Source organism: Klebsiella sp. CN_Kp113, from assembly GCF_040064585.1.
GTDB classification, from domain to species: domain Bacteria; phylum Pseudomonadota; class Gammaproteobacteria; order Enterobacterales; family Enterobacteriaceae; genus Klebsiella; species Klebsiella michiganensis.
In genome coordinates this window covers 23,520-43,314 of sequence record NZ_JBEAID010000035.1, presented here as the reverse complement: position 1 = coordinate 43,314, position 19,795 = coordinate 23,520, and the positions used below count along the sequence as shown (strand labels likewise).

Below are 19,795 nucleotides of genomic sequence, written 5' to 3'. Positions count from 1 at the left end.
GCGCTAGTGCAGACTGACGCGTAGCGCCGCCGCCGTCGCAAAGGGGCTTAACGTTGCGCTGCCCGCCAGCAGCGCGCCCAGTATCGCCATATACCCCGCCACGGGCAGATGCATGGAGGCCGCATCCATCGCGGCGGTAGCAAAAATAAGTAAGGGAATAGTCAGCGGCAGAACCAGAATGCTTAACAGCGCGCCGCCGCGCTTAAGTCCGACGGTGAGCCCCACGCCCGGCGCGCCGAGGAACCCCAGCGTCGGCGTCCCTAATAGCAGGGTCAGCGCCATAATTTTCCAGCCATAGACGTCCATGCCCAGCAGCAGAGCCACCAGCGGCGACAGGATCAGCAGGGGCACACCGGTGACCACCCAGTGAGCCATCACTTTAGCCACGACCACCGCCGGCAGCGGTAAAGGCAGCAGCATCAGCTGTTCAAGGCTGCCGTCCTGTAAGTCGTCGCGAAACAAGCGCTCGAGCGCCAGCAGCGAGGAGAGCAGCGCAGCGACCCAAATAATGCCGGGCGTCAGCCGCGCCAGCAGCTGCGGCTCCGGACCAACGGCAAGCGGAAACAGCGTAATGACAATCAGAAAAAACCACAGCGGATTGGCGATTTCCGCGCGATGGCGAAACGCGACCCGCAGTTCAAGGCAAAAAATCCGCCACATCACGGTTCCGCCCTCTCGCCGCACAGCGCAATGCGTCGAATCCTGTCGGATGCCGCGCTAATTGATTGATGGGCAGTGAAAATGACGATGCCGCCTTGCTCCGTGTGCTGCGCCATGCGCTGAATCAGGCGTTCGACGCCCTCCGTATCGACGGCGGTAAAAGGTTCGTCGAGGATCCACAGGCGGGCGCGGGTCAGCCAGAGGCGCGACAGCGCCACGCGCTGCTGCTGACCGGCGGAGAGCTGGTTAACAGGAATATCGTCGAAGCCGGCAAGCCCGGCCTGCTTAAGGGCCTCCCGGCACTGGGCGATATCATCGTGTTGATGGAGAAAGCGCAGGTTTTCCATGGCGGTCAGCCTGGCTTTGATTCCCGGCTTATGGCCAATCCACAGCAGGTTTTGCTGGTAGCTATCGCGCACGCGATGCAGAGGGCGCCCTTGCCAGTAGATTTCTCCGGCATCAGCGCGGGCCAGCCCGGTAAGCAGGCGCAGGAGAGTGGTTTTCCCCGCACCGTTGCCTCCGGCTATCTGCACCCAATCGCCCGCCGAAACGCTGAATGAAAAATCTTTCAGCAGCGTCCGACCATCGCGTTCGCAGTGCAGTTTAATGGCCCTGAGCCAGCTCCGGGAACTTTCGCTCATCATCCCGTTATTGCCCCGGCTGATACGGCGTATAAACACCGGTCAGGCTATGCAGAAAAGCGACAATATCATCGATATCTTTTTGCGCTAAATCCGTACCGACCTGATAGCGCAGCATCAGTTTTACTGCGCCATCAAGCGTCGGAACATCACCGCGATGAAAATAGGGCGCGGTGAGCGCCACGTTGCGTAGCCCCGGCACTTTTTGGCGTAATTTATCCCGTACCTCTTTCGTCACATTCATTCGGCCAATATCAGCAGCCGTGATTTCACCAAAATTAAAATCACGCTTCAGCCCCAGCGGTTCAAAAGAGCGGCCGCCGAGAATAATACCGCCGTGACAGGTAGCACATTTATTATCTTTAAATAGCTGATAGCCATGTTTTTGTTGCGCGGTCAGCGCGTCTTCATCACCGCGCAGCCAATTATCAAATGGCGCGTCGGGGGTAATTAATGTTTTTTCAAATTCAGCGATAGCGTCAGTGATGCGCTCACCGCTAAAACCTTGCGGATAAACGGCTAAAAAATCCTTTTTCAATACGGGATCTTTATCCAGTTTATTAATAATGTCTCCCCAGGATTTTGATGCCATCTCAATGGGGTTTAACGGCGGGCCACCGGCCTGTTCTTGCAGCGTTGATGCCCGTCCGTCCCAGAATTGCTCAATATTAAAGACGGCGTTAAACACCGTTGGCGCGTTAATTGGCCCAACAGCGCCCCCCACGCCGATAGACGTTTTTCTGCCATCGACCCCGCCCGCGTTTAACGCATGGCAGTGTGCGCAAGAAATGGTGCTATCCCCGGACATTCGCGCGTCGTGATAAAGACGAAAACCCAGCGCAGCTTTCCGCTCATCAACGGGCAGCTTTTTAGGGATCGGCTGGAGAGGTTCATTGCGATGCTTCGCGGCGGTATCAGCGCTGGCATAGTAGCGCTCGCGCTGGTGCTTAATCCAGTTGAGTATCTCAATACGTTCGCTGTCGCTAACGCCGCCGGCCCAGTGCAGCGCGACGTATCGCGTAGGCGGCATCGTTTGATGCTGCATAACCCACTCAATCTTGTTTAATCCACTTTGTGAAACGGGTTTATCGTCAATCAGTGACGTACGCACGGATTGAAGGTTAAAGGATTTGTATCCCAGCTGTACGTCATAATCCATCAGCTGTTTGGCAACGGGAAAAGCGGCGTAAAAGGGCAACTCCGCCGAGGGCGTGTGGCAATAGTCGCAACCTTTTTCATTAAAAAAAGAGAGGACTTTATTATTCTCGGCAACCGCCGAGAGCCGGACGTCGTTTTTTTTAATACGCTGACTGTCGTAATACCAGATATAGCCTGACAACCCTAAATAACATAACACGCCTGCGGTAATGACCGAGGCTGTAATGGTCGCAATTTTCTTCATAAGATCATTCCTTTGAGGCATTGCAGCTGAGATAATGACGTTTTATATTTATAGTTTCACGTAACATCATAGCGGTGACGGCGCCGTGGATATTGATTAGCGTCAAAGCCGATGACAGGCAGGGCCTATAGATATAATAACCACACCCTATCATCACTATATTATTCTGCGCTGCGCGCGGCGGCTAAAAACCTCACTCCCTTGCTCAATCCTCCATGTATTCACTCTTATTATATAAACGGGTAAAACATTAATAAGAGGATTCACATTAGCGTGTTTCCATTAAGCAGTAAAAAAGAGAGATGAATTTTATCTCACCCTACCAATTCATATTTTAAATTTGCTCTCGCGGCAGAAATAAAAAGCGGAAAAATAATTCCGCCTGCGTTTGAAAAGCTAAGAGGATTAACCCCTTAGCGTTGGGCGTCGGCTTGCCAACAATGCGATCAGCGCAACCGCAACCGGCACCAGCGAACCCCACAGCACGGCATTCCAGCCGAAGAGGTTCATCAACGCGCCCGAGGAAAATGAGCCAATCATCATGACGCCGAAGACAATAAAATCATTCAGCGATTGCACCTGAGTTTTCTCTTCCGGCCGGTGGAAATCCATGATCTGCGCCGACGCGCCGGTAAAGCCGAAGTTCCAGCCGATACCCAGCAGGATCAGCGACAGCCAGTAGTGCATCACGTCGATACCGGCGAGGCCAACCATCACCGACAGCAGCAGCAGAACTAAACCGGCCGCGTTAATACGCCGGGCGCCGAAGCGATTAATCAGCTTGCCGGTAAAAAATCCGGGACCGTACATGGCGATCACGTGCCACTGAATGCCCAGATTCGACGCCTGCTGGGAGATCCCGTGCATATGCATGGAAAGCGGCGCCGCGGTCATCAGGAAGTTCATCACCATATAGGATATAGCGCCGCTAAAAACCGTCCGGGAAAACCCCGGCTGGCGCACGATTTCGCCCAGCGGGCGCCCGCCCGATTTGGCCTGCGCCGCCGGCTCGGGGGTTTTTACCCCCAGCAAGACCAGCGCGGATACCGCCGCCACCAGCCCCTGAGCGATAAAGGTCATCGCAAAGGTGTGCGGCGGCCACAAATTCATGGTCGCGGTCACCAGCATCGGGCCGATGATCCCCGCCGCCACGCCGCCGCCCATGACCAGCGAGAGCGCCCGCGCGCGCCGCTCGCCGCTGACGCCGTCGGTAGCGGCAAAGCGGAAGGACACCGCCACCGCCGCATAGGCGCCGCCGAAAAAGGCCGCGAGACAGAACAGTCCGAACGAAGCGATCGCGACCGCCAGCGCCGCCAGCGCTCCCGTCAACACGCCGGCGCCGGTACCGACCATAAAGACCGTTTTGCGCCCGCGTCTTCTGGCCAGCGCGCCAAACGGCAAAATACAGGCCGCCATCCCCAGCACAAAAATGGTAATGGGCAGCGTGGCCAGCGTCGGCGAGGGCGCGATGGCATTGCCCACAATCGCCCCTGTGGCGTAAAACACCACCGAGTTTGCTCCTGCGAGCGCCTGCGCCGTCGCCAGGCGAACAATATTTTGGTTTTGCTGTCCGACGGGCAGCGTTATCTCAGCGCTCATGACTCTCTTTATCCTGAATTCGTTTGCGTTATGCCAATACCCTGACTGACATAATGAACGTAATCAGGCATGACGACCAGCCATCACGCCGCCATCAATATCCCAAACCGCGCCGGTCACCCAGCGGGTGCTATCGCTGAGCAGAAACGCCACGGTTTGCGCGATATCATCAGGCGTGCCGACGCGGCCAATGGGATGGAAGCCGTCAAAGCTGTTCATCACATCCTTCACATCCTCTTTAGGGATAAACCCTTCATATATCGGCGTATGCACCACCGCCGGCGATACCGCATTGACCCGAATCCCGCTGCCGCCCAGCTCAATCGCCAGATTTTTGGTCAGCGCATGCAGACCCGCTTTCGCCATGGAGTAGGCTGTCGACGGCGTTGCGCCGATGGCCTGCTGCGCCCACATCGAGCCGATATTCACAATCGAACCTTTGATGCCATTAGCCAGCATATTGCGCACCACCTCGCGGGTGATAAAAAACGTCGCGCGGTTGAGATGCATATACCGATCGTAGTCAGCCATTTCATGTTCGATAAACGGCTTCGGGAAGAAAACGCCGGCGGCGTTGACCAGCAGGCTGATATCCTGATGTTCCGCGTTAATAGCGGCCATAACCTGCTGCATACCGCTTTCGCTCGTCAGGTCAGCGACGATAACATCCACCTTCCCCGCTGCCGCCAGCGCCTGACGCGCCTGTTCGGCCTTCTGCCGACGATTGCCCACCAGCACCACGCTGCCGCCATTCTCCACCACCCGTTTGGCCGTCGCCAGCCCCATACCGCTGGTCCCGCCAACCACTAACAGTTTTTTCCCCATAAACGCCGTATTCATCATTCACCTCTTCACGCTTGATTTGTGTAGCCTAAGCATGCCTTTCCTGCAGCGCGCTGACGAATGAGAAGAAATAGCCCAACGACAAAGAAAATCTATCTTGATGGCCTATACTGAGACGCAAATTCACTGAGGGATATTCACCATGCGATCGCTTAACCGACTGAAATGGCTTCACGCATTTGAAGCCACCGCCCGCCACGGCAGCTTTACCGGCGCGGCGCGCGAGCTGGGCGTGACGCCCGCCGCCGTCGGGCAGCTGGTCAGGGCGTTGGAGGATTGGGTCGGCCATCCGCTGCTGCACCGTACCCGTAGCGGTAAAGAGCGTCTCACCCTGGTGAGCGAGGCGCAGGCGGCGCTGCAGGATATTACTCAGGGACTGGATAAGCTGGAGAGCGGACTGAATAAGCTTCGCGGCCGCCGGGCGCGTTCCGTGGTGGTGATTACCGCCTCGCAGGTGCTGATGATGAACTGGCTGATGGAGCGCTTAAACCGCTTCTCTGAAGTCCATGATAATATCGACCTGCGTCTCAACGTTACGGAAAAGCTGATGGACGTGGCCCACGGCGAAGCGGATTTGGCGGTACGCTGCGGTCGCGGCGACTGGCCCGGGGTCAATAAAACCTGGCTGATGGATGAAGAAGCGGTGCTGGTGTGCAGCCCGCTAATCGTCCTGGCAGACAAAACCGCCTGCGGCGAGTGGCTGGCGGCGCAAAAGCTGATTCATGATGATACGCCCTATCCCGGCGCCAGCTTTCCATCATGGGCGGAAGTGCTGGAGGCCGCTCAGGCGCCAACGGCGCGCGATAGCGGGTTGCATATTAACTCAACGTCGGCGGTCATCCTGGCCGCGCTCAGCGGGCGCGGCGTCGCTATTGTTCGCCGGGCGCTGGTACAACAGCTCCTCGCCACCGGCCAGCTCGTTCAGCTACACCCGGCCCGCCGCTGGCCGCTCACCTGGTCCTACTATATTGTGACGCCCCAGCATGCGGTCATGCGCCCGGAAGTGAAGGTGTTTTATGACTGGCTGCTTCACGATGTGCTGGCGGAAAACCCGATACGCTGAATATCTTCCGCCACACCTGCATAGAAAACCTTTATTGCTTTATGGTTTTAGCTGGTCATGAATGCGCCACTTCTGTTTCAGCACGTTTTTGTCCTGGCTGGCCAGCCACTGGTTAACCTTGGCCAGCAGCTGCGGGTTATCTTTATTCATCATATAGACTTTGAAGCTGGCGGTGCCCGGGAACGGCTGCTCATTGGCCACGCAAAACACGCCCGGCTCATTGCTCTGGTAATAGACGCCCTCAATCAGGTCGGTCACCATCATATCCGCCGTTTTCTGCCGCAGCGCTTCAAGGTTATCGATATTGTTTTTCACCCGAATAATCTGCGCCTGCTTGATATGTTCATCGACAAAGCTTTGGTTGGTGCCGCCCGGATTCACCACCACCTTCACGTTTGGCTGGTCGATTTTTTCCAGGCTACCGAGCGCCGGCGCCGCCGCGCAGTTAGCCAGCGCAATCTTGCCGTTCGGCACCACCGGCTGGCTTAACGCGAAATCTTTCGCCCGCGCTGCGGTTTCCGTCACCCCGCCCATGGCGATATCAAACTTATCGGCCTTCAAGTCGGCGGAGAGCGTGGGCCAGCTGGTCGTCACAAAGCTCACCTTTAGCCCAAGCCGCTTGCCGAGATCTTTCGCCATATCAACATCGTAGCCCATCAGCTCCCCGGCTTTATTATGAAACGCCAGCGGCGCGTAATCCCCCGGGACGCCGACTTTCAGTTCGCCGCTTTGTTGAATGCTGTTCATGTCGCGCGCCTGGGCGCCAAAGGCGACGGCAGCGATGACGAAAACAAGACCTGACTTCAACTTCATCGTTATATCCTTGTTCAAATGTGAACCGTTTATGATTACACCGCGCTGCGCAGCGGATGCTGTTTATTGTTTATAAAATCTTTAATCATGGATACCGTCAATACCGGCGGCGAGAAAGGCGGCATCGTTCCTTCGGCCACCCGCCCGGCGAGCTGCTCGCAAAAGCGCTCAACCTGATTAACCGGATACCCGGCAATATCCTGGGCGGAGTAACGCCACCATCGTAGCGCCATCAGCTGCTCAATAATCGCCTCGCTGAAGCGCATGCGGATGATCTTCGCGGGATTACCGCCGACGATGGCGTACGGTGCGACGTCTTTGACCACCAGCGCGTTGGCGGCAATGACGGCCCCATCGCCAATAGTAATCCCCTGCGCCAGGGTGACATTCTGGCCAATCCACACATCGTTGCCGATGGTTATCGGCCGGGGGGTTTTTGCAAAAGGATAAAACTGGTTGGTCCTGCCGCTATCGGCAGCCAGCGTCGCCATCACGCCGGAATGATGGGCATAAAACACCGGGCTGGCGCTGGCCCACTCCAGGGGATGTCGGTCGCCGAGCACCTGTAACCGATCGGCAATCGACGTGTAGCGCCCCACGTTAATCAGCGCCGGCAGCAGGGTTCGCGTATAGCTAAAGGCGCCCAGCGAGGCCAGCCGTTCGCCGCAGCGCCCCCAGTAGGTGGTATAGGCCTCGGTGGCTAAGTTTTCCGGTATCTCAATCGGCAGGTCGTCACGGTAAAAGGCGTGGCCGCAGGCCAGCGTCTGCCCGCCGACAAAAATCCGCTGCGCCTGCAATAGTGGCTTAAGCTCCCCAAAGGCGATTTTCATTATCGATTTTCCCGCACAAAAGTATTCCCGGACAGCCGCTTAATCTCTCGATCATTGATAGCGTACCGATCCGCTCGCCGTGCGAAAAATCGTTATGACTTCTCTTTTTTGTGAGCGACAGCGCGAAAGCGACGGTCAGTTATACTCCAGCGCAAACGTCACCATGCTATTGGCGGTACCGGCGGTTACCGCGTCATCCGTCTGTACGTACTGGGCGTTAAAGTTGATATTTTCCGCCGCCCCCGCGCTGCTGGCGGTAATCCGCTTGAGTACAGGTAAGTTACTGGCCTCATTGATTTTGACGCCGGTTCCGGCGGCGGGCGCTGGGGCACTGTTATTGCCGTAGGTGAGCCTGACGCCCACACCGCTCGCGGAGGCGTTTGCTTTACTTAGCGCCAGAGTATCCGTTCCCCCGGATGGCGAGGTGACGCCAAAAAAGCCGATGCGGATATCGGTTGGCGTGGAGCAGAAGACCGGTATGGAGAAGCGCTTCGCGACGCCGCCGGTGGTGTTTTTGCCCTTAAACTCCGCTTTATTTACCGTGCCGAGGCTAACGTGAATATTCGCGGTTGAAACCTGACAGCTGCCGCTGCTGCCGATATCGACATTCAGCGCCGCCATATCGAGCGTGACCGGCGAGCTGGCGACAAAACCGCTGCGGCTGTCGGCCTGCTGCTGGATAGTGAGTTCGCCAATCTGCGGCTGCGCCGGAACGTTTGCGTGGTTGCCGCTGACCAGGACGACATTACCGGTCTTATAAAACGTCACAAAGACTTTCACCACAATCTGCTGCTGGTTCAGCAGATTAGCCATCTCATTGCTGTCGCAAACCGTCACGGATTCCCCATTACCGGCCGCATGGCTGCCATCAATAAAGCGAACGGCGCCGCCGCTGCACTGGAAGCCCAGCGAGTATCCTATGCCGTCCAGCGCTGAGGGGAACACGTGCTGACCGCCGATTGACAGCGGCGTTGAGGCCGTTTTTAGCTGCCGATAAACCAGACGCTTTGCCGCCGCTTTCGGCACCTGAAGATCGCAGGAGAAATGAATCCCGCTGCCGTTATCCGCCATCATGCCGGTCATCTGGGTATTCAACGGCAGCGTGGGCAGGTACTTGATATTCTGGACGTTCACGGTCATCTGGCCGATATCTCCTCTGCAGGTTTCCGCCCTGCCGCTGTGGCTATAAATCCCCGCCATCAGCAGGAATAAAAACGATACTATGCGCAAAATCACCTCTGTGCAGACCTACTGGCAGAGGCCAGAGACGGTTTTAACCGGACTCTGCCCCTGCTGTACGGTATCGGTAAGATGGAAATGCAGCGCGCATCTCCGTGAGATATTGTCGGCGTTCCAGGCGGCATCGAGCGTCCCTTCTTGCGGAATACCGCTCAGATAGACCTGCCCGCCATCCGCCACCATGCCGCCCGGCGCCGCGCCCCGATCGTCTTCTGCTTTACGCAAGCGAACGCTGGCGCCGAACGGCAGCGGGCCGTGGCTATCGCGAAGGGTAAACAGCACGCGGCTGCCGATGTGGGTCTGATAGTTTGCCTGCACCACCGCCCCGCCGCCGGGGATCACCGTCTGTCCTTCAAGTTCAACATCGGCATCGTCGGCCAGCGATTCGGTATCGAGCGTAATGGTGTTTTTGCGATACGCCGTCAGCGAGGGCACCACCGCATAGCCCCGCCAGTCGGTATGCACGTTGCTGCCGTTCTGAATCGCCACGTCGGCGGCACCCGGCGCGCGTACGATGGCAAAGCTTTCGCCGACGGTCTGACCCAGCGTCACGCCATGAGGATGGGCGACGATGGACCCCGATGCGCCCCAGGTCAGCTGATGGCTTGCGCTATCGCGGCGATAGCCGAGCTGCGCGGTTCCATAGCCGCCGTGGTAATCGAGCGATGCGCTGCTGTTGCTGCCCTGGCCGCCGTTAACGTAGCCCTGCTGAAGGGAGTAGTAGAGATTGGGATTGCGCGGAAGCGAACCGTACAGCGACGCCTGCTGCGAGGTGCGTCCGTTATTGTCGGAGGTGGTGCTGTAGCTAACCGCGCTCTCGGACAGCGGGCCGCCAAGCGGAATGCTCAGGTTCAAGGACCACGAGCGATCGTCTTTTTGGCGATCGGATGACTGGGTGTAGTAATAACCCACGCCCCACGAAACGCCTCGCCAGGCGCTGTAAAAACCGAGATGGATCGTTTCATCGCGGCTCTGGCGGTGCCAGTACTCCTGCGACCAGGCGGAAATCGCCAGGCTGCTCATACCGCCAAACGCCTGAGAAAGGGAGACCTCTTCGCGGCTGCGCTTGTTATCCAGCAGGCCATTGCGGCTCTCAAGCGCGCTGGCTTCGCTGAAGTCGTAATAACCGCCTGAGGAGTAGCGATAGCTGGCGAGGCTAAATGAGGTGCCGGTGCCGGCAAAATCCTTCTGGTACTGCACCCGTACCGAATGGCCGGCCGAGCGCTTTCCCGACGGCGTCGTGGTGTTCGCCCATGTCGCATCGCCTCCAAGCGATCCGAGCTCGCCAAAACCGCGCCCGACGCCGAGCGCCCACGACTGGTAATCCTGCGCCAGCTGGCTACCGCCGTAGAGCGTGAATTCAGCCGGTAGCCCATAAAAGAGCGTACCCTGCAAAAACGTCGGCGAGCGCGCCTGGCTCTGCTCCGAATGGTAGCGTCCGGCGCTCAGGCTGAATTTCACGCGTCCTTCCCGCAGCATAAACGGGACGGCTGAAAAGGGCTGGGTAAAGGTCCGCACCGAACCATCGCTCTCTTTTACCTGCACCTCGAGATCGCCGCTTTGCGCCGTTGGATAGAGGTCGTTTATCGCAAACGCTCCCGGCGAGACGAACGTTTCATAGATAACGTAGCCATGCTGGGAGATGGTGACTTTGGCGTTGCTGTGCGCCATTCCGCGGATCGTCGGGGCGAAGCCGCGCTGGCTATCCGGCAGCATTTCATCATCGGACATCAGCTGAACGCCGCGAAACTGCACGCTGTCGAAAACGTCGCCGGTCGTAAAGGTATCGCCCATCCGCAGCAGGCTTTTGAGTGACTTCAGGTCGCGCTGTAGCCAGGTACTCTGAGAATTCCAGCGCCGGGTCCGGTCATACTCCATCGACGAGACGTTACGCAGGCGCCAGGCACCGAGGTTAACCCCGCTGCGTAGATTCAGGTAGCTGGAGCGGCTGCTGTCATCCGTCTGCCGGGTTTGCGACCCGGTCAGGTTATAGTTAACAAACGCCGCCGGGATACCGTCATCCCAGCGTGCCGGATCCACGTATCCGCGGCTTTGGGCGTTCATGGCCGCCTGGGGAATACTTAAGTTCAGACGCTGAGTGGCGAAATCAAAACGGCTGCTGGCATCGGGGATGTAGCGCTCGATGCGAGTAAACGTTTCTCCCTCATGCAGGGTATTAAACGCCGGGAAAGCGCTGACGTTGACGCCATATTCCGCCAGCTGCGCCGGGGTTAACTGCGGCCGCAGTTCGCCGTTGCTGTCGACAAATGTCACCTCGCCCTGGGCTATCTCCTGGTTATTCACCCAAATGCTGACCGGGTATGTCCCGGGCTGCTGGCCGCCAGCTTTAGCAAAATAGTGTAAATCAGCGGTCTTTTGCTGCGGATTAGTAAATTCTAATGCCGCCGGATCAAAGTAGTCCTCCGCCCGCGCGATACCGCTTTGGTACAGCAGAAAAAGCGCCGTCGGCAATAATAAAATCCCGCCGGTTGGCGCCGCGATCGCCGAATAAACGGAAGTCATATCCGAAGTGTTATTTTTCACAATATCCTGACCAGGCGAAGCAAATTAATTACTGTTGCGCGTAATCCGTAATACCACCGAAGTCATTAATGGCGCGCCATTTAACTACCCCGGAATGAGTAATCGGCCACGCTTTATGATCAAAGGGGCCAATCATGCCGGGTTGCGGAATATCTGTACCGCCAACCGAAATAACAAAAAAGGAGACAAAATAGGGCGTCGGGTTTTGGGCAACCAGCCTGGAACCTTCAATGTTAAACGTCAGCTTGCGCCATGCATCGTCAGGCTCGCCCGCCAGACCATTCGGGCGATAGAAGATCTTAAACTTTGATTTAATATTGACCTGAAGCTTGTTCACTTCATCTTGTTTCGTTGGTGCAATACTTTTCACATTGAGCCAAAAAACGGATTCGCGATCGGTGGGCAGCGTTCCACCAATATAGTTAATACGCAATACGTTCTGCTGTTCAGGATCGAGACGGAAAAGCGGCGGCGTCACAATAAAAGGCACCCGGCTTTTATTGTTTTCCGTATAGTTTTCTACCCACGATTGCACCAGATAAGGTGAATGAGTATCAGCGTTGGTGACCGATATTGCGGCTTCACGTTTCCCTTCCTGATAAACAACACGGGTTCCTCCCATGACAATACCGGCCTGTGCCGCAGTTGATAGCAATAAAAAGGCTATCGCGGCGATCGTTCGTTTCATAATGACTACCGTCCGGGAATAATAAAAGCGGGTATCACTGCCTGAAGCTGATAAATAATCTGCATTAATTATGCCGACCCTATTTCAGCCGGGCGGCGGCGGCTGGCGGCTTACCCGGCGTGGGAAGCCATGAATAACCGCAGCTTTACCCGCTTCCAGGGTATTAGTTGTAAACCATATTGAAGTTGGCCGTACCGTTGGCAGAACCGGCGGAAACCGCGCTGGTTGAGACATAGTCAGCAAAGAATTCCAGATCGGCGGTACCCGTTGCCGCGCCGCTCGCGCCAGCGGTAACGCTGTGGCCGCGTGAGACGGCGCCGAGATCAACCGGCGTCGACTTATCATCTTCATACAGCTTTATCGCTACCCCACTTGCGGTACCGTTAATCGCCAGCAGATCGCTATTGTTGGTATCGCGGGTACCGTCAAACAGCACCGAGACGGTGGTAACGGTAGAAGGACAATCTTTCACTTTGATATGGAAGGCGGTTTTGGTCGTTTCAGAACCTGCGCCGGTAAAATAGCTGCTCGCCCATTTCCCCAGATCGACGCTCTGATTTGCGCTGGTGCTATCAACATTACAGGAGGAATCGGTAATCGATCCGGTAAATTCGACCTGCCCACCCGTCCCCTGCGTGCCCGCATTAGAACCGGGGTTAACGGTCATTGCCGATCTGGCGGGTTGTGAAGGCGAGGATAATGCGCTAGCGGACACCAGAGCACCGACAAACATTGCCATAATACGAAATTGCGTTTTCATTATTCATCTCATCTCTAACTTATATTTTCGACAGATTGCGCGCGAGGGATTAAGCCCCGGGCAAATCTGCGTGCAGATCCTCCATGTTAATAATATTCGCGTTCCGTCCGCAGGACATCAGGCAGCAAAAATAAGCTGCTTAATTGGCTATTTTGATAAAAAGAAGTTCTTCGGCGAAATTGATAAACCCTTTATTAAGGTAACAAATAAATACTATCCCTACCGATTACAAATCGCAATATTTTGTTATGTTAATGAAATGCTGTTTTATTTTACATATAAAGATAATATTAAAAACATTATGCGCATTGTTAATTAATGCAACCAAAAATCACGATGCAATAACATCAAAAAGCAACATCAGGCGGTGTAATTTAACAATCACCCCTAATTTCACCGCGATTTTTCGGCAATAATTCTGTGAGCGGACTGGGTTTTTATAGAATATTAGGATAAATCTTAGATTGGCTTTTATCTTATTTTCGTTGTCGAATAAACAATAATCACGCGAGTCATTATAAGCAGGAGATATTGATGACAAGTGTATTTCATCTGAAAGCCGGAGAGGAAAGATGAATAACAATACTTTCTTTGTGGAATAATAAACCCGCAATCGATGCTGAAGATTGCGGGTTATCCTAAAATAAATAGCTGACAGGGACGATCAGAACAGGCCCAGCGGCGCGGTACCGTAGCTCACCAGCAGGTTCTTCGTCTGCTGATAGGCATTGAGCGCCATCTTATGGGTTTCGCGCCCTACGCCGGACTGTTTGTAGCCGCCGAACGCGGCGTGCGCAGGGTAGATGTGATAGCAGTTGGTCCACACCCGACCGGCCTTAATGCCGCGCCCCATGCGATAAGCCAGGTTGGTATCCCGCGTCCACACCCCGGCCCCAAGGCCAAACTGGGTTTGGTTTGCAATAGCCAGCGCCTCGGCTTCATCTTTAAAGGTGGTGACGCCGATAACCGGGCCAAAGATCTCCTCCTGGAAGCTGCGCATATCGTTGCGGCCCTGAATCAGCGTCGGCTGAATATAGAAACCGTTATCCAGTTCGGCAGAGATGCTGGCGCGTTCGCCGCCGGTCAGGATCTTTCCGCCTTCATCGCGAGCGATCTTAATATAGGAAAGGATCTTATCGAACTGCTGACGCGACGCCTGCGCGCCGATCATCGTATCGGTATCAAAGGGGTCGCCGCGGCGAATTTGCGCCACCTTCTCCATGACCCGCGCCATAAAGGGCTCGTAAATAGACTCCTGAATCAGCGCGCGGGACGGGCAGGTGCAGACCTCGCCCTGATTAAAGAAGCCCAGAACCAGGCCTTCAACCGCCTTCTCGATATACTCTTCTTCGCCTTCCATCACGTCGGCAAAGTAGATGTTCGGCGATTTACCGCCCAGCTCAACGGTACAGGGGATAATGTTTTCCGCCGCGCAGGCCATGATATGGCGGCCTACCGGCGTTGAGCCGGTAAAGGCGATTTTGGCGATGCGTTTACTGGTTGCCAGCGCTTCGCCCGCCTCTTTGCCAAATCCCTGAACCACGTTAAGGACGCCCGCCGGGAACAGATCGCCAATAATCTCCAGCAGCAATGTAATGCTGAGCGGCGTCTGCTCTGCCGGTTTCAGCACCACGCAGTTGCCCGCAGCCAGCGCCGGAGCGAGCTTCCAGGCGGCCATCAGCAGCGGGAAGTTCCACGGAATAATTTGTCCGACCACGCCGAGAGGCTCATGGAAGTGATAAGCCACCGTCGTTTCATCAATCTCCGCCGTGCTTCCCTCCTGCGCGCGCAGGCAGCCGGCGAAATAGCGGAAGTGATCGACCGCCAGCGGCAGGTCGGCGTTGAGGGTTTCGCGGATCGGCTTACCGTTATCCCAGCTCTCCGCTACCGCCAGATATTCCAGATTGGCCTCAATACGGTCGGCAACCTGCAGCAGCAGATTAGCGCGGTGCTGAGCCGACGTTTTGCCCCAGGCGTCGGCGGCCCGGTGCGCCGCATCAAGGGCGAAGTCGATATCTTTGGCATCAGAACGCGGAAACTGCCCGATGTTGCTACCGTCGACCGGGGAGGTATTCATAAAGAATTCTCCACCGATGGGTTCAACAAATTTACCGTCAATAAAGTTACCGTAGGCTGACTTCAGTGAAACCAAAGCGCCCGGTGTGCCAGGATGAGCATAACGCATCGCGAATCTCCTTCATGTAGGGTTGAGGGCAGCGGCATATTAGTTTTGTACGGCGGCTCGCTGCGTCTCTCGTCTATTGCAGGGGTTATGCCATTTTTTATATTTTAAAAAAGAAATTAATTTTCAATAAATTAGATAGGTCACGTCACTTTCTGTCGCACAGAATCTCTCTTATGTGTCGCAAATCGCAACACCACGAAAACCATATAGCTACAATATTGCAACACAAATTAAACGACGAGGTGTCCCGTGCCAGGAAATCCGTTTGCCCTGACGCCAGAGATCGAAGCGAACCCGCTGCTCAGCGACTCCTGGTGCCGTAGCCAGCGCTATGGCCTCGACCCCGCCACGGATGACTTCCCTCGCCTGCACGCCAGCGAACTGGCCGACAGGCTCGCCAGACACAGCCGCCTGCAAACGCTGGCCCAGCCGGTCGTTAATGAGCTATCCCGCAAAGTCAACGCTCTGCAATCCGTCGTGGTTCTCTCTGACGCCAGCGGTCTGGTTTTGCAAACCTTTGGCGATACGCACGCCATGCAGAAAGCGCAGCGCTTCGCTTTAGCGCCGGGCAACCTGTGGAGCGAAAGCGGACGCGGAACCAACGCCATTGGCACCGCGCTGGCGATTGACGACAGCTGCGAAATCGATGGCCGCCAGCATTTTCTGACCAGTAACCAGGGTCTTTATTGCGCCGCCGTGCCGCTGCAAAGTCCCGATGGCAAAATAGCCGGGGTGCTGGATATCTCCGGCCCGGCCCGGTACCCGCACGCCCGCACGCTGGCGTGGGTAAAAGGCGCCGCGAAGCAGATAGAATATCTGTGGGTTAAACAGAGTCTGCATCCGCAACAGTGGCTGATGAGCCTGCATCCTCAGCTGGAAAAGCTCGACGGCGTCGACGAATGTCTGCTGGTCTTTACCGACAATGTGCTGATGGCGGCTAACCGGCTGGCGATGCGCGAGTTCTCACTTAACGCAGATCGGTTCGGCCACCTCACGTTCCAGCAGCTTTTTCCGCAGCTGCGGCAAACCGCCGTCAGCGTACCGCTGCCGCTAGTCGCCGGAGATCGAAACTACTATTACCGTCTACGCGCTCCCGTGACCGCTGGCGTGGCGGTGACCGCGCGCCCCACCCTCGAGCTGCCTTTCTCCAGCCAGCGCGAAGGCGAAAAGCTGCTGCGCCTGCTTAACGCCGGGATTGGGTTGTGTATCGAAGGCGAAACCGGCTGCGGCAAAGAGTACGTCAGCCGTACCCTGCATCGGCACAGCCGCTGGAGCGGCGGCAAATTCGTCGCCATCAACTGCGCCGCGCTGCCGGAATCACTGATTGAATCCGAGCTGTTTGGCTACCAGCCCGGGGCGTTTACCGGCGCAAACAAAAACGGCTACATCGGCAAGATTCGCGAAGCCGACGGCGGCGTACTGTTTCTTGATGAGATTGGCGATATGCCGTTAACGCTTCAGACCCGGCTGCTGAGGATCTTACAGGAGAAAGAGGTCACGCCGCTTGGCGCCAGCCAGAGCTCGCCGGTTAATTTCGCGGTGATTTGCGCCACCCACCGCAATCTGGCGCAGCGCGTCGCGGAAGGGACCTTCCGCGAAGACCTGCTCTACCGCCTGCGTGAGTTTGCTTTAACGCTGCCGCCCTTGCGCGAATGGCCTGAACTATCCGGGTTTATCCAACGATTGTGGCGCGAGCTGGGCGGAGAAAAGCGTCGCATCGCGCTGGCCCCGGAAGTTGTGCAACACCTGACGTCTCATCCCTGGCCGGGCAACGTCCGCCAGCTGCAAAGTGTGTTGAGGGTACTGCTGGCCCTCGCCGAAGAGGGTGAAACGCTGGGGATAGATGATTTGCCCCAGGAGTATCGAAGCCCGCCCGCCGCCCGCCCGCTGCGCGGGCTTCAGCAGCACGATGCGCAGCTGATTGCCGACACGCTGGCAAGCTATAACGGCAACATCAGTAAGGCCGCGCAGGCGTTAGGCGTCGCGCGCAGTACGCTGTATCGCCGTGCGGCCCGTCGCGGAAGCCATAGCGCATAGCCTTCTGATTCGCTCAGGGCGTGAAGCGCGGCGGTAGCCAGGCGAACAGGCGTCTGCTTATCGCTTCACACAGGGAGGTTAAGCGGTGCCCAATGCCCGACCAGATAAGCTTCGCGACGCAGACGCCGCAGGCTGAAACCAACGCCGCCCCCACCATGTCCAGCGGAAAGTGAACCCCAAGAAAGATCCGCGACCAGGCCACGGGCAGCGCCGCCAGCAGCAGAAAGAGCCCCGCGGCGCGTGAGCGCAGCGAGAGCAGTGCAAACGCGGCGCTAAACATCACCGTGCCGTGGTCGCTCGGGAAAGAGTTATCCGCCGGATGATTTATCCAGGTATGGCCGAGCGGGATCATAAACGGCCGCGGATGAAACAGCAGCATTCCGCAGATCGATCCCAATCCCAGCGCGATCAGAATACTCAAGGTACAAAACAGCGCCTGCCGATGACCCTGCCGCCCGCCGGAAAACCACAGCCAGAGCAGAATGGCCGGAACCACAAAGATGATCCCGCTCGCTGAAAAACGTGCCAGTGCCAGGATCGCCTCCGGCGTGCCGGGCGATGCGTTCAGCGCTAAAAAGGCGCTTTGATTAAGGGTTTCCAGTGCGTTCATGGCGGTAGCTCGCGACAGTCTTATTTCCGTCATTATCGCCACCCTGGCTTAAGTTACGCTTAACCCGGCGCTCAAGAATCGTCCTGGTTTTGGCCACGCTGCTTAGCCACAGCGGCAGCCATTGCTGGCGTAATACGCTTTTTTATTTTAGACTTTACTAAATTTAGAAAAGACTAAAATAAATGAATACACCCGAACAGCTACAGGCCAGCGCCGGTGAAGCCGCCGCGCTGCTGAAAGCCATGAGCCATCCCAGCAGGCTATTGATTCTGTGCATGCTATGCGATGCGCCGGGCACCAGCGCCGGCGAACTGGCGCGGATAACCGGGCTGAGCCCCTCCGCAACTTCCCAGCATCTGGCGCGGATGCGTGATGAAGGCCTGATCGGCTGCGAACGTCAGGCGCAGCGCATTCACTACTTCATTACCCGGCCAGCGGTTCAGCAAATCGTCGCCGCGCTGAAGTCAATCTATTGTCCTTAAGGAGCCTTTATGCCTATTGCTACTCTTTCGCCTGCCGAAGCCCAGGCGCTCGTCGCCCGGGGCGGCCGGCTGATCGATATCCGCGATGCCGATGAATACGCCCGCGAGCATATTCCCGGAGCGGAGCTCGTGCCGCTGGCGACGCTGACGAATGGCGCAGCGCTGCACGCCAGTCCCGAAGAGACGATTATTTTTCACTGTCAGGCGGGATCGCGCACCCAAAATAACGCGGCCCGTCTGGCGCAGGCCGCCGCACCGGCGCAGGTAAAGCTGCTGGCTGGCGGAATTCAGGCGTGGAAAGCGGCCGGTCTGCCGGTGAAAGAGGATAAATCACAGCCGCTGCCGCTTATGCGTCAGGTACAGATCGTCGCCGGCGCCCTGATTTTGCTTGGCGTCGCTTTAGGTTATGCTTTCAGCAGCGGCTTTTTTCTGCTTAGCGCCTTCGTCGGCGCCGGCTTAACCTTTGCCGGTATTACCGGGTTTTGCGGTATGGCGCGTCTTTTGGCTTTGATGCCCTGGAACCGTCGCTAGCCTCTACCTCTTTTGAGAGACTGTTGGTAACGCTTTTGCTGAGCTATGGTTATGTCAGCGAAAAGATTCATCAGCACACAGGAGAAGCAGTATGTTTTCAGTCGGTGACCTGGTACAACCGCGCGCGGGTGGGCCAAAACTTAAAGTCGTTGAAGTCCAGGACGATCGCATTATTGCCGTTCAGGCAAGCAACGAGCAGGGTGAGAAATATACGCTGAAGGCCGCCGATGTGACGGCTTATAAAGAAGACGGCGATTTTGGCGTGTGCTGATTAAGCCGGCTAACGATAACGGTGGGTCTCCCCACCGTTTTCAATATTAGATCAGGAAGCTATCGAGGGATTTTCCCTCAGCCACCGCTTTAGCCAGCGGCTTCGGCATACGTCCCTGCCCGGTCCAGGTTTTCTCGGCGCCGGTATGGTCGGTAAAACGATATTTAGCCGGACGCGGCTGGCGCTTTTTGCTCCCTTTCGGGGAAGCGCTATTGTAGCCCGCTAATTGTTCAGGGGTAATGCCGTCAGCCATCATTAATTCCAGCCAGGTATTTATTTTTTCCTGATGTTCTGCGCGCAGCGCCTGAGCCGCCTGCTCCTCAGCGCGTTTTTCTTCAGTGACGGTCCTTAGCTTTGCCAGCATATCTTCAAGCACGTCAATGGAGAATTCACGGGACATGGCGCGAAGTGAACGGATATTATTCAATTTTTCTAATAGTAATGACATATAATTCAAAAAATTCCCAAATAGCAAATGAAACAAAGATTACGGCGCTAGTTTAATTGATATGATAATGTATTTCCAGCCTTTCACTAATTCCTGATATAGCACCAGAAATGTTTAGCAATTAATAAGGCAAACAAATCGATAAAAGC

General features: G+C 56.3%; 19 protein-coding genes. 5 read left to right on the top strand and 14 right to left on the bottom strand.

Translation table 11 applies throughout. The features are described 5' to 3' along the window. Positions 1-3: 3 nt before the first annotated feature. The 5 genes from ccmB to ABLV30_RS22660 all read right to left on the bottom strand — a co-directional run bounded on the left by ccmB (position 4) and on the right by ABLV30_RS22660 (position 5,142). Positions 4-660, bottom strand: a complete 657-nt coding sequence (ccmB, locus tag ABLV30_RS22680) for a heme exporter protein CcmB (RefSeq protein ID WP_086074038.1) — start codon at positions 658-660, stop codon at positions 4-6. Further along, positions 660-1,301, bottom strand: coding sequence for a cytochrome c biogenesis heme-transporting ATPase CcmA (ccmA, locus tag ABLV30_RS22675; RefSeq protein ID WP_122117152.1), 642 nt, complete (start codon positions 1,299-1,301; stop codon positions 660-662). Before ccmA ends, ccmB begins: the two co-directional genes overlap by 1 nt. 7 nt (positions 1,302-1,308) lie before the next feature. Continuing rightward, on the bottom strand, positions 1,309-2,703 hold the full coding sequence (locus tag ABLV30_RS22670) for a cytochrome c peroxidase (RefSeq protein WP_057173722.1): 1,395 nt from the start codon (positions 2,701-2,703) through the stop codon (positions 1,309-1,311). Between the two features lie 405 nt (positions 2,704-3,108). Continuing rightward, a complete protein-coding gene (locus tag ABLV30_RS22665) occupies positions 3,109-4,302 on the bottom strand; it encodes an MFS transporter (RefSeq protein ID WP_161506272.1) in 1,194 nt (397 codons plus the stop codon). A 63-nt stretch (positions 4,303-4,365) separates the two neighbouring features. Beyond that, positions 4,366-5,142: an SDR family oxidoreductase gene (locus tag ABLV30_RS22660; RefSeq protein ID WP_161506374.1), complete on the bottom strand. Its 777-nt coding sequence runs from the start codon at positions 5,140-5,142 to the stop codon at positions 4,366-4,368. Between the two features lie 145 nt (positions 5,143-5,287). Here ABLV30_RS22660 and ABLV30_RS22655 point away from each other — a divergent pair, with 145 nt between their 5' ends. Continuing rightward, on the top strand, positions 5,288-6,208 hold the full coding sequence (locus tag ABLV30_RS22655; RefSeq protein WP_161506271.1) for a LysR substrate-binding domain-containing protein: 921 nt from the start codon (positions 5,288-5,290) through the stop codon (positions 6,206-6,208). Between the two features lie 39 nt (positions 6,209-6,247). Here the strand turns inward: ABLV30_RS22655 and ABLV30_RS22650 are convergent, their stop codons facing one another. The 7 genes from ABLV30_RS22650 to ABLV30_RS22620 form a co-directional block, all read right to left on the bottom strand. Further along, positions 6,248-7,021, bottom strand: a complete 774-nt coding sequence (locus ABLV30_RS22650) for a transporter substrate-binding domain-containing protein (protein WP_265800406.1) — start codon at positions 7,019-7,021, stop codon at positions 6,248-6,250. A 35-nt stretch (positions 7,022-7,056) separates the two neighbouring features. Further along, a complete protein-coding gene (locus ABLV30_RS22645; RefSeq protein ID WP_048260145.1) occupies positions 7,057-7,851 on the bottom strand; it encodes a CatB-related O-acetyltransferase in 795 nt (264 codons plus the stop codon). A 135-nt stretch (positions 7,852-7,986) separates the two neighbouring features. Continuing rightward, positions 7,987-9,051 (bottom strand): fimbrial protein, encoded by a 1,065-nt coding sequence (locus tag ABLV30_RS22640; RefSeq protein WP_048260148.1) that lies wholly within the window; start codon positions 9,049-9,051, stop codon positions 7,987-7,989. A gap of 48 nt (positions 9,052-9,099) precedes the next feature. Beyond that, entirely contained in the window at positions 9,100-11,634 is a 2,535-nt protein-coding gene (locus ABLV30_RS22635; protein ID WP_185219880.1) for a fimbria/pilus outer membrane usher protein, read from the bottom strand. 28 nt (positions 11,635-11,662) lie between these two features. Further along, positions 11,663-12,322: a molecular chaperone gene (locus ABLV30_RS22630; RefSeq protein ID WP_033836968.1), complete on the bottom strand. Its 660-nt coding sequence runs from the start codon at positions 12,320-12,322 to the stop codon at positions 11,663-11,665. Positions 12,323-12,485: 163 nt separating this feature from the next. Beyond that, positions 12,486-13,082 carry a fimbrial protein gene (locus ABLV30_RS22625; protein ID WP_014226488.1) on the bottom strand — a complete coding sequence of 199 codons (597 nt, stop codon included), beginning with the start codon at positions 13,080-13,082 and terminating at the stop codon, positions 12,486-12,488. 664 nt (positions 13,083-13,746) lie between these two features. Further along, positions 13,747-15,267 (bottom strand): aldehyde dehydrogenase family protein, encoded by a 1,521-nt coding sequence (locus ABLV30_RS22620; RefSeq protein ID WP_004853428.1) that lies wholly within the window; start codon positions 15,265-15,267, stop codon positions 13,747-13,749. Between the two features lie 249 nt (positions 15,268-15,516). Between ABLV30_RS22620 and ABLV30_RS22615 the strand changes: the two genes are divergently transcribed. Then, positions 15,517-17,304, top strand: a complete 1,788-nt coding sequence (locus tag ABLV30_RS22615) for a sigma-54-dependent Fis family transcriptional regulator (protein WP_025107296.1) — start codon at positions 15,517-15,519, stop codon at positions 17,302-17,304. Positions 17,305-17,317: 13 nt separating this feature from the next. On the opposite strand, the gene ABLV30_RS22610 is transcribed toward ABLV30_RS22615, so the two are convergent. Next, positions 17,318-17,914, bottom strand: coding sequence for a phosphatase PAP2 family protein (locus ABLV30_RS22610; protein ID WP_025107295.1), 597 nt, complete (start codon positions 17,912-17,914; stop codon positions 17,318-17,320). Between the two features lie 182 nt (positions 17,915-18,096). Here ABLV30_RS22610 and ABLV30_RS22605 point away from each other — a divergent pair, with 182 nt between their 5' ends. The 3 genes from ABLV30_RS22605 to ABLV30_RS22595 all read left to right on the top strand — a co-directional run bounded on the left by ABLV30_RS22605 (position 18,097) and on the right by ABLV30_RS22595 (position 19,198). Continuing rightward, positions 18,097-18,396 (top strand): metalloregulator ArsR/SmtB family transcription factor, encoded by a 300-nt coding sequence (locus ABLV30_RS22605; RefSeq protein WP_014226491.1) that lies wholly within the window; start codon positions 18,097-18,099, stop codon positions 18,394-18,396. Between the two features lie 9 nt (positions 18,397-18,405). Continuing rightward, positions 18,406-18,927 (top strand): rhodanese family protein, encoded by a 522-nt coding sequence (locus ABLV30_RS22600; protein WP_014226492.1) that lies wholly within the window; start codon positions 18,406-18,408, stop codon positions 18,925-18,927. Positions 18,928-19,018: 91 nt separating this feature from the next. Further along, positions 19,019-19,198 (top strand): hypothetical protein, encoded by a 180-nt coding sequence (locus ABLV30_RS22595; protein WP_014226493.1) that lies wholly within the window; start codon positions 19,019-19,021, stop codon positions 19,196-19,198. 46 nt (positions 19,199-19,244) lie between these two features. Here the strand turns inward: ABLV30_RS22595 and stpA are convergent, their stop codons facing one another. Beyond that, a complete protein-coding gene (gene stpA / locus ABLV30_RS22590) occupies positions 19,245-19,646 on the bottom strand; it encodes a DNA-binding protein StpA (protein WP_014839288.1) in 402 nt (133 codons plus the stop codon). Positions 19,647-19,795: the final 149 nt, after the last annotated feature.

What these genes read in the sequence shown, in the direction of transcription:
- ABLV30_RS22665 (WP_161506272.1), bottom strand. Translation starts at nt 4,302, where the DNA reads ATGAGCGCTGAGATAACGCTGCCCGTCGGACAGCAAAACCAAAATATT.
- stpA (WP_014839288.1), bottom strand. Translation starts at nt 19,646, where the DNA reads ATGTCATTACTATTAGAAAAATTGAATAATATCCGTTCACTTCGCGCC.
- ABLV30_RS22670 (WP_057173722.1), bottom strand. Translation starts at nt 2,703, where the DNA reads ATGAAGAAAATTGCGACCATTACAGCCTCGGTCATTACCGCAGGCGTG.
- ABLV30_RS22650 (WP_265800406.1), bottom strand. Translation starts at nt 7,021, where the DNA reads ATGAAGTTGAAGTCAGGTCTTGTTTTCGTCATCGCTGCCGTCGCCTTT.
- ABLV30_RS22640 (WP_048260148.1), bottom strand. Translation starts at nt 9,051, where the DNA reads ATGGCGGGGATTTATAGCCACAGCGGCAGGGCGGAAACCTGCAGAGGA.
- ABLV30_RS22605 (WP_014226491.1), top strand. Translation starts at nt 18,097, where the DNA reads ATGAATACACCCGAACAGCTACAGGCCAGCGCCGGTGAAGCCGCCGCG.
- ABLV30_RS22630 (WP_033836968.1), bottom strand. Translation starts at nt 12,322, where the DNA reads ATGAAACGAACGATCGCCGCGATAGCCTTTTTATTGCTATCAACTGCG.
- ABLV30_RS22600 (WP_014226492.1), top strand. Translation starts at nt 18,406, where the DNA reads ATGCCTATTGCTACTCTTTCGCCTGCCGAAGCCCAGGCGCTCGTCGCC.
- ABLV30_RS22655 (WP_161506271.1), top strand. Translation starts at nt 5,288, where the DNA reads ATGCGATCGCTTAACCGACTGAAATGGCTTCACGCATTTGAAGCCACC.
- ABLV30_RS22625 (WP_014226488.1), bottom strand. Translation starts at nt 13,082, where the DNA reads ATGAAAACGCAATTTCGTATTATGGCAATGTTTGTCGGTGCTCTGGTG.
- ABLV30_RS22610 (WP_025107295.1), bottom strand. Translation starts at nt 17,914, where the DNA reads ATGAACGCACTGGAAACCCTTAATCAAAGCGCCTTTTTAGCGCTGAAC.
- ABLV30_RS22595 (WP_014226493.1), top strand. Translation starts at nt 19,019, where the DNA reads ATGTTTTCAGTCGGTGACCTGGTACAACCGCGCGCGGGTGGGCCAAAA.
- ABLV30_RS22645 (WP_048260145.1), bottom strand. Translation starts at nt 7,851, where the DNA reads ATGAAAATCGCCTTTGGGGAGCTTAAGCCACTATTGCAGGCGCAGCGG.
- ABLV30_RS22660 (WP_161506374.1), bottom strand. Translation starts at nt 5,142, where the DNA reads ATGAATACGGCGTTTATGGGGAAAAAACTGTTAGTGGTTGGCGGGACC.
- ABLV30_RS22620 (WP_004853428.1), bottom strand. Translation starts at nt 15,267, where the DNA reads ATGCGTTATGCTCATCCTGGCACACCGGGCGCTTTGGTTTCACTGAAG.
- ccmB (WP_086074038.1), bottom strand. Translation starts at nt 660, where the DNA reads ATGTGGCGGATTTTTTGCCTTGAACTGCGGGTCGCGTTTCGCCATCGC.
- ccmA (WP_122117152.1), bottom strand. Translation starts at nt 1,301, where the DNA reads ATGAGCGAAAGTTCCCGGAGCTGGCTCAGGGCCATTAAACTGCACTGC.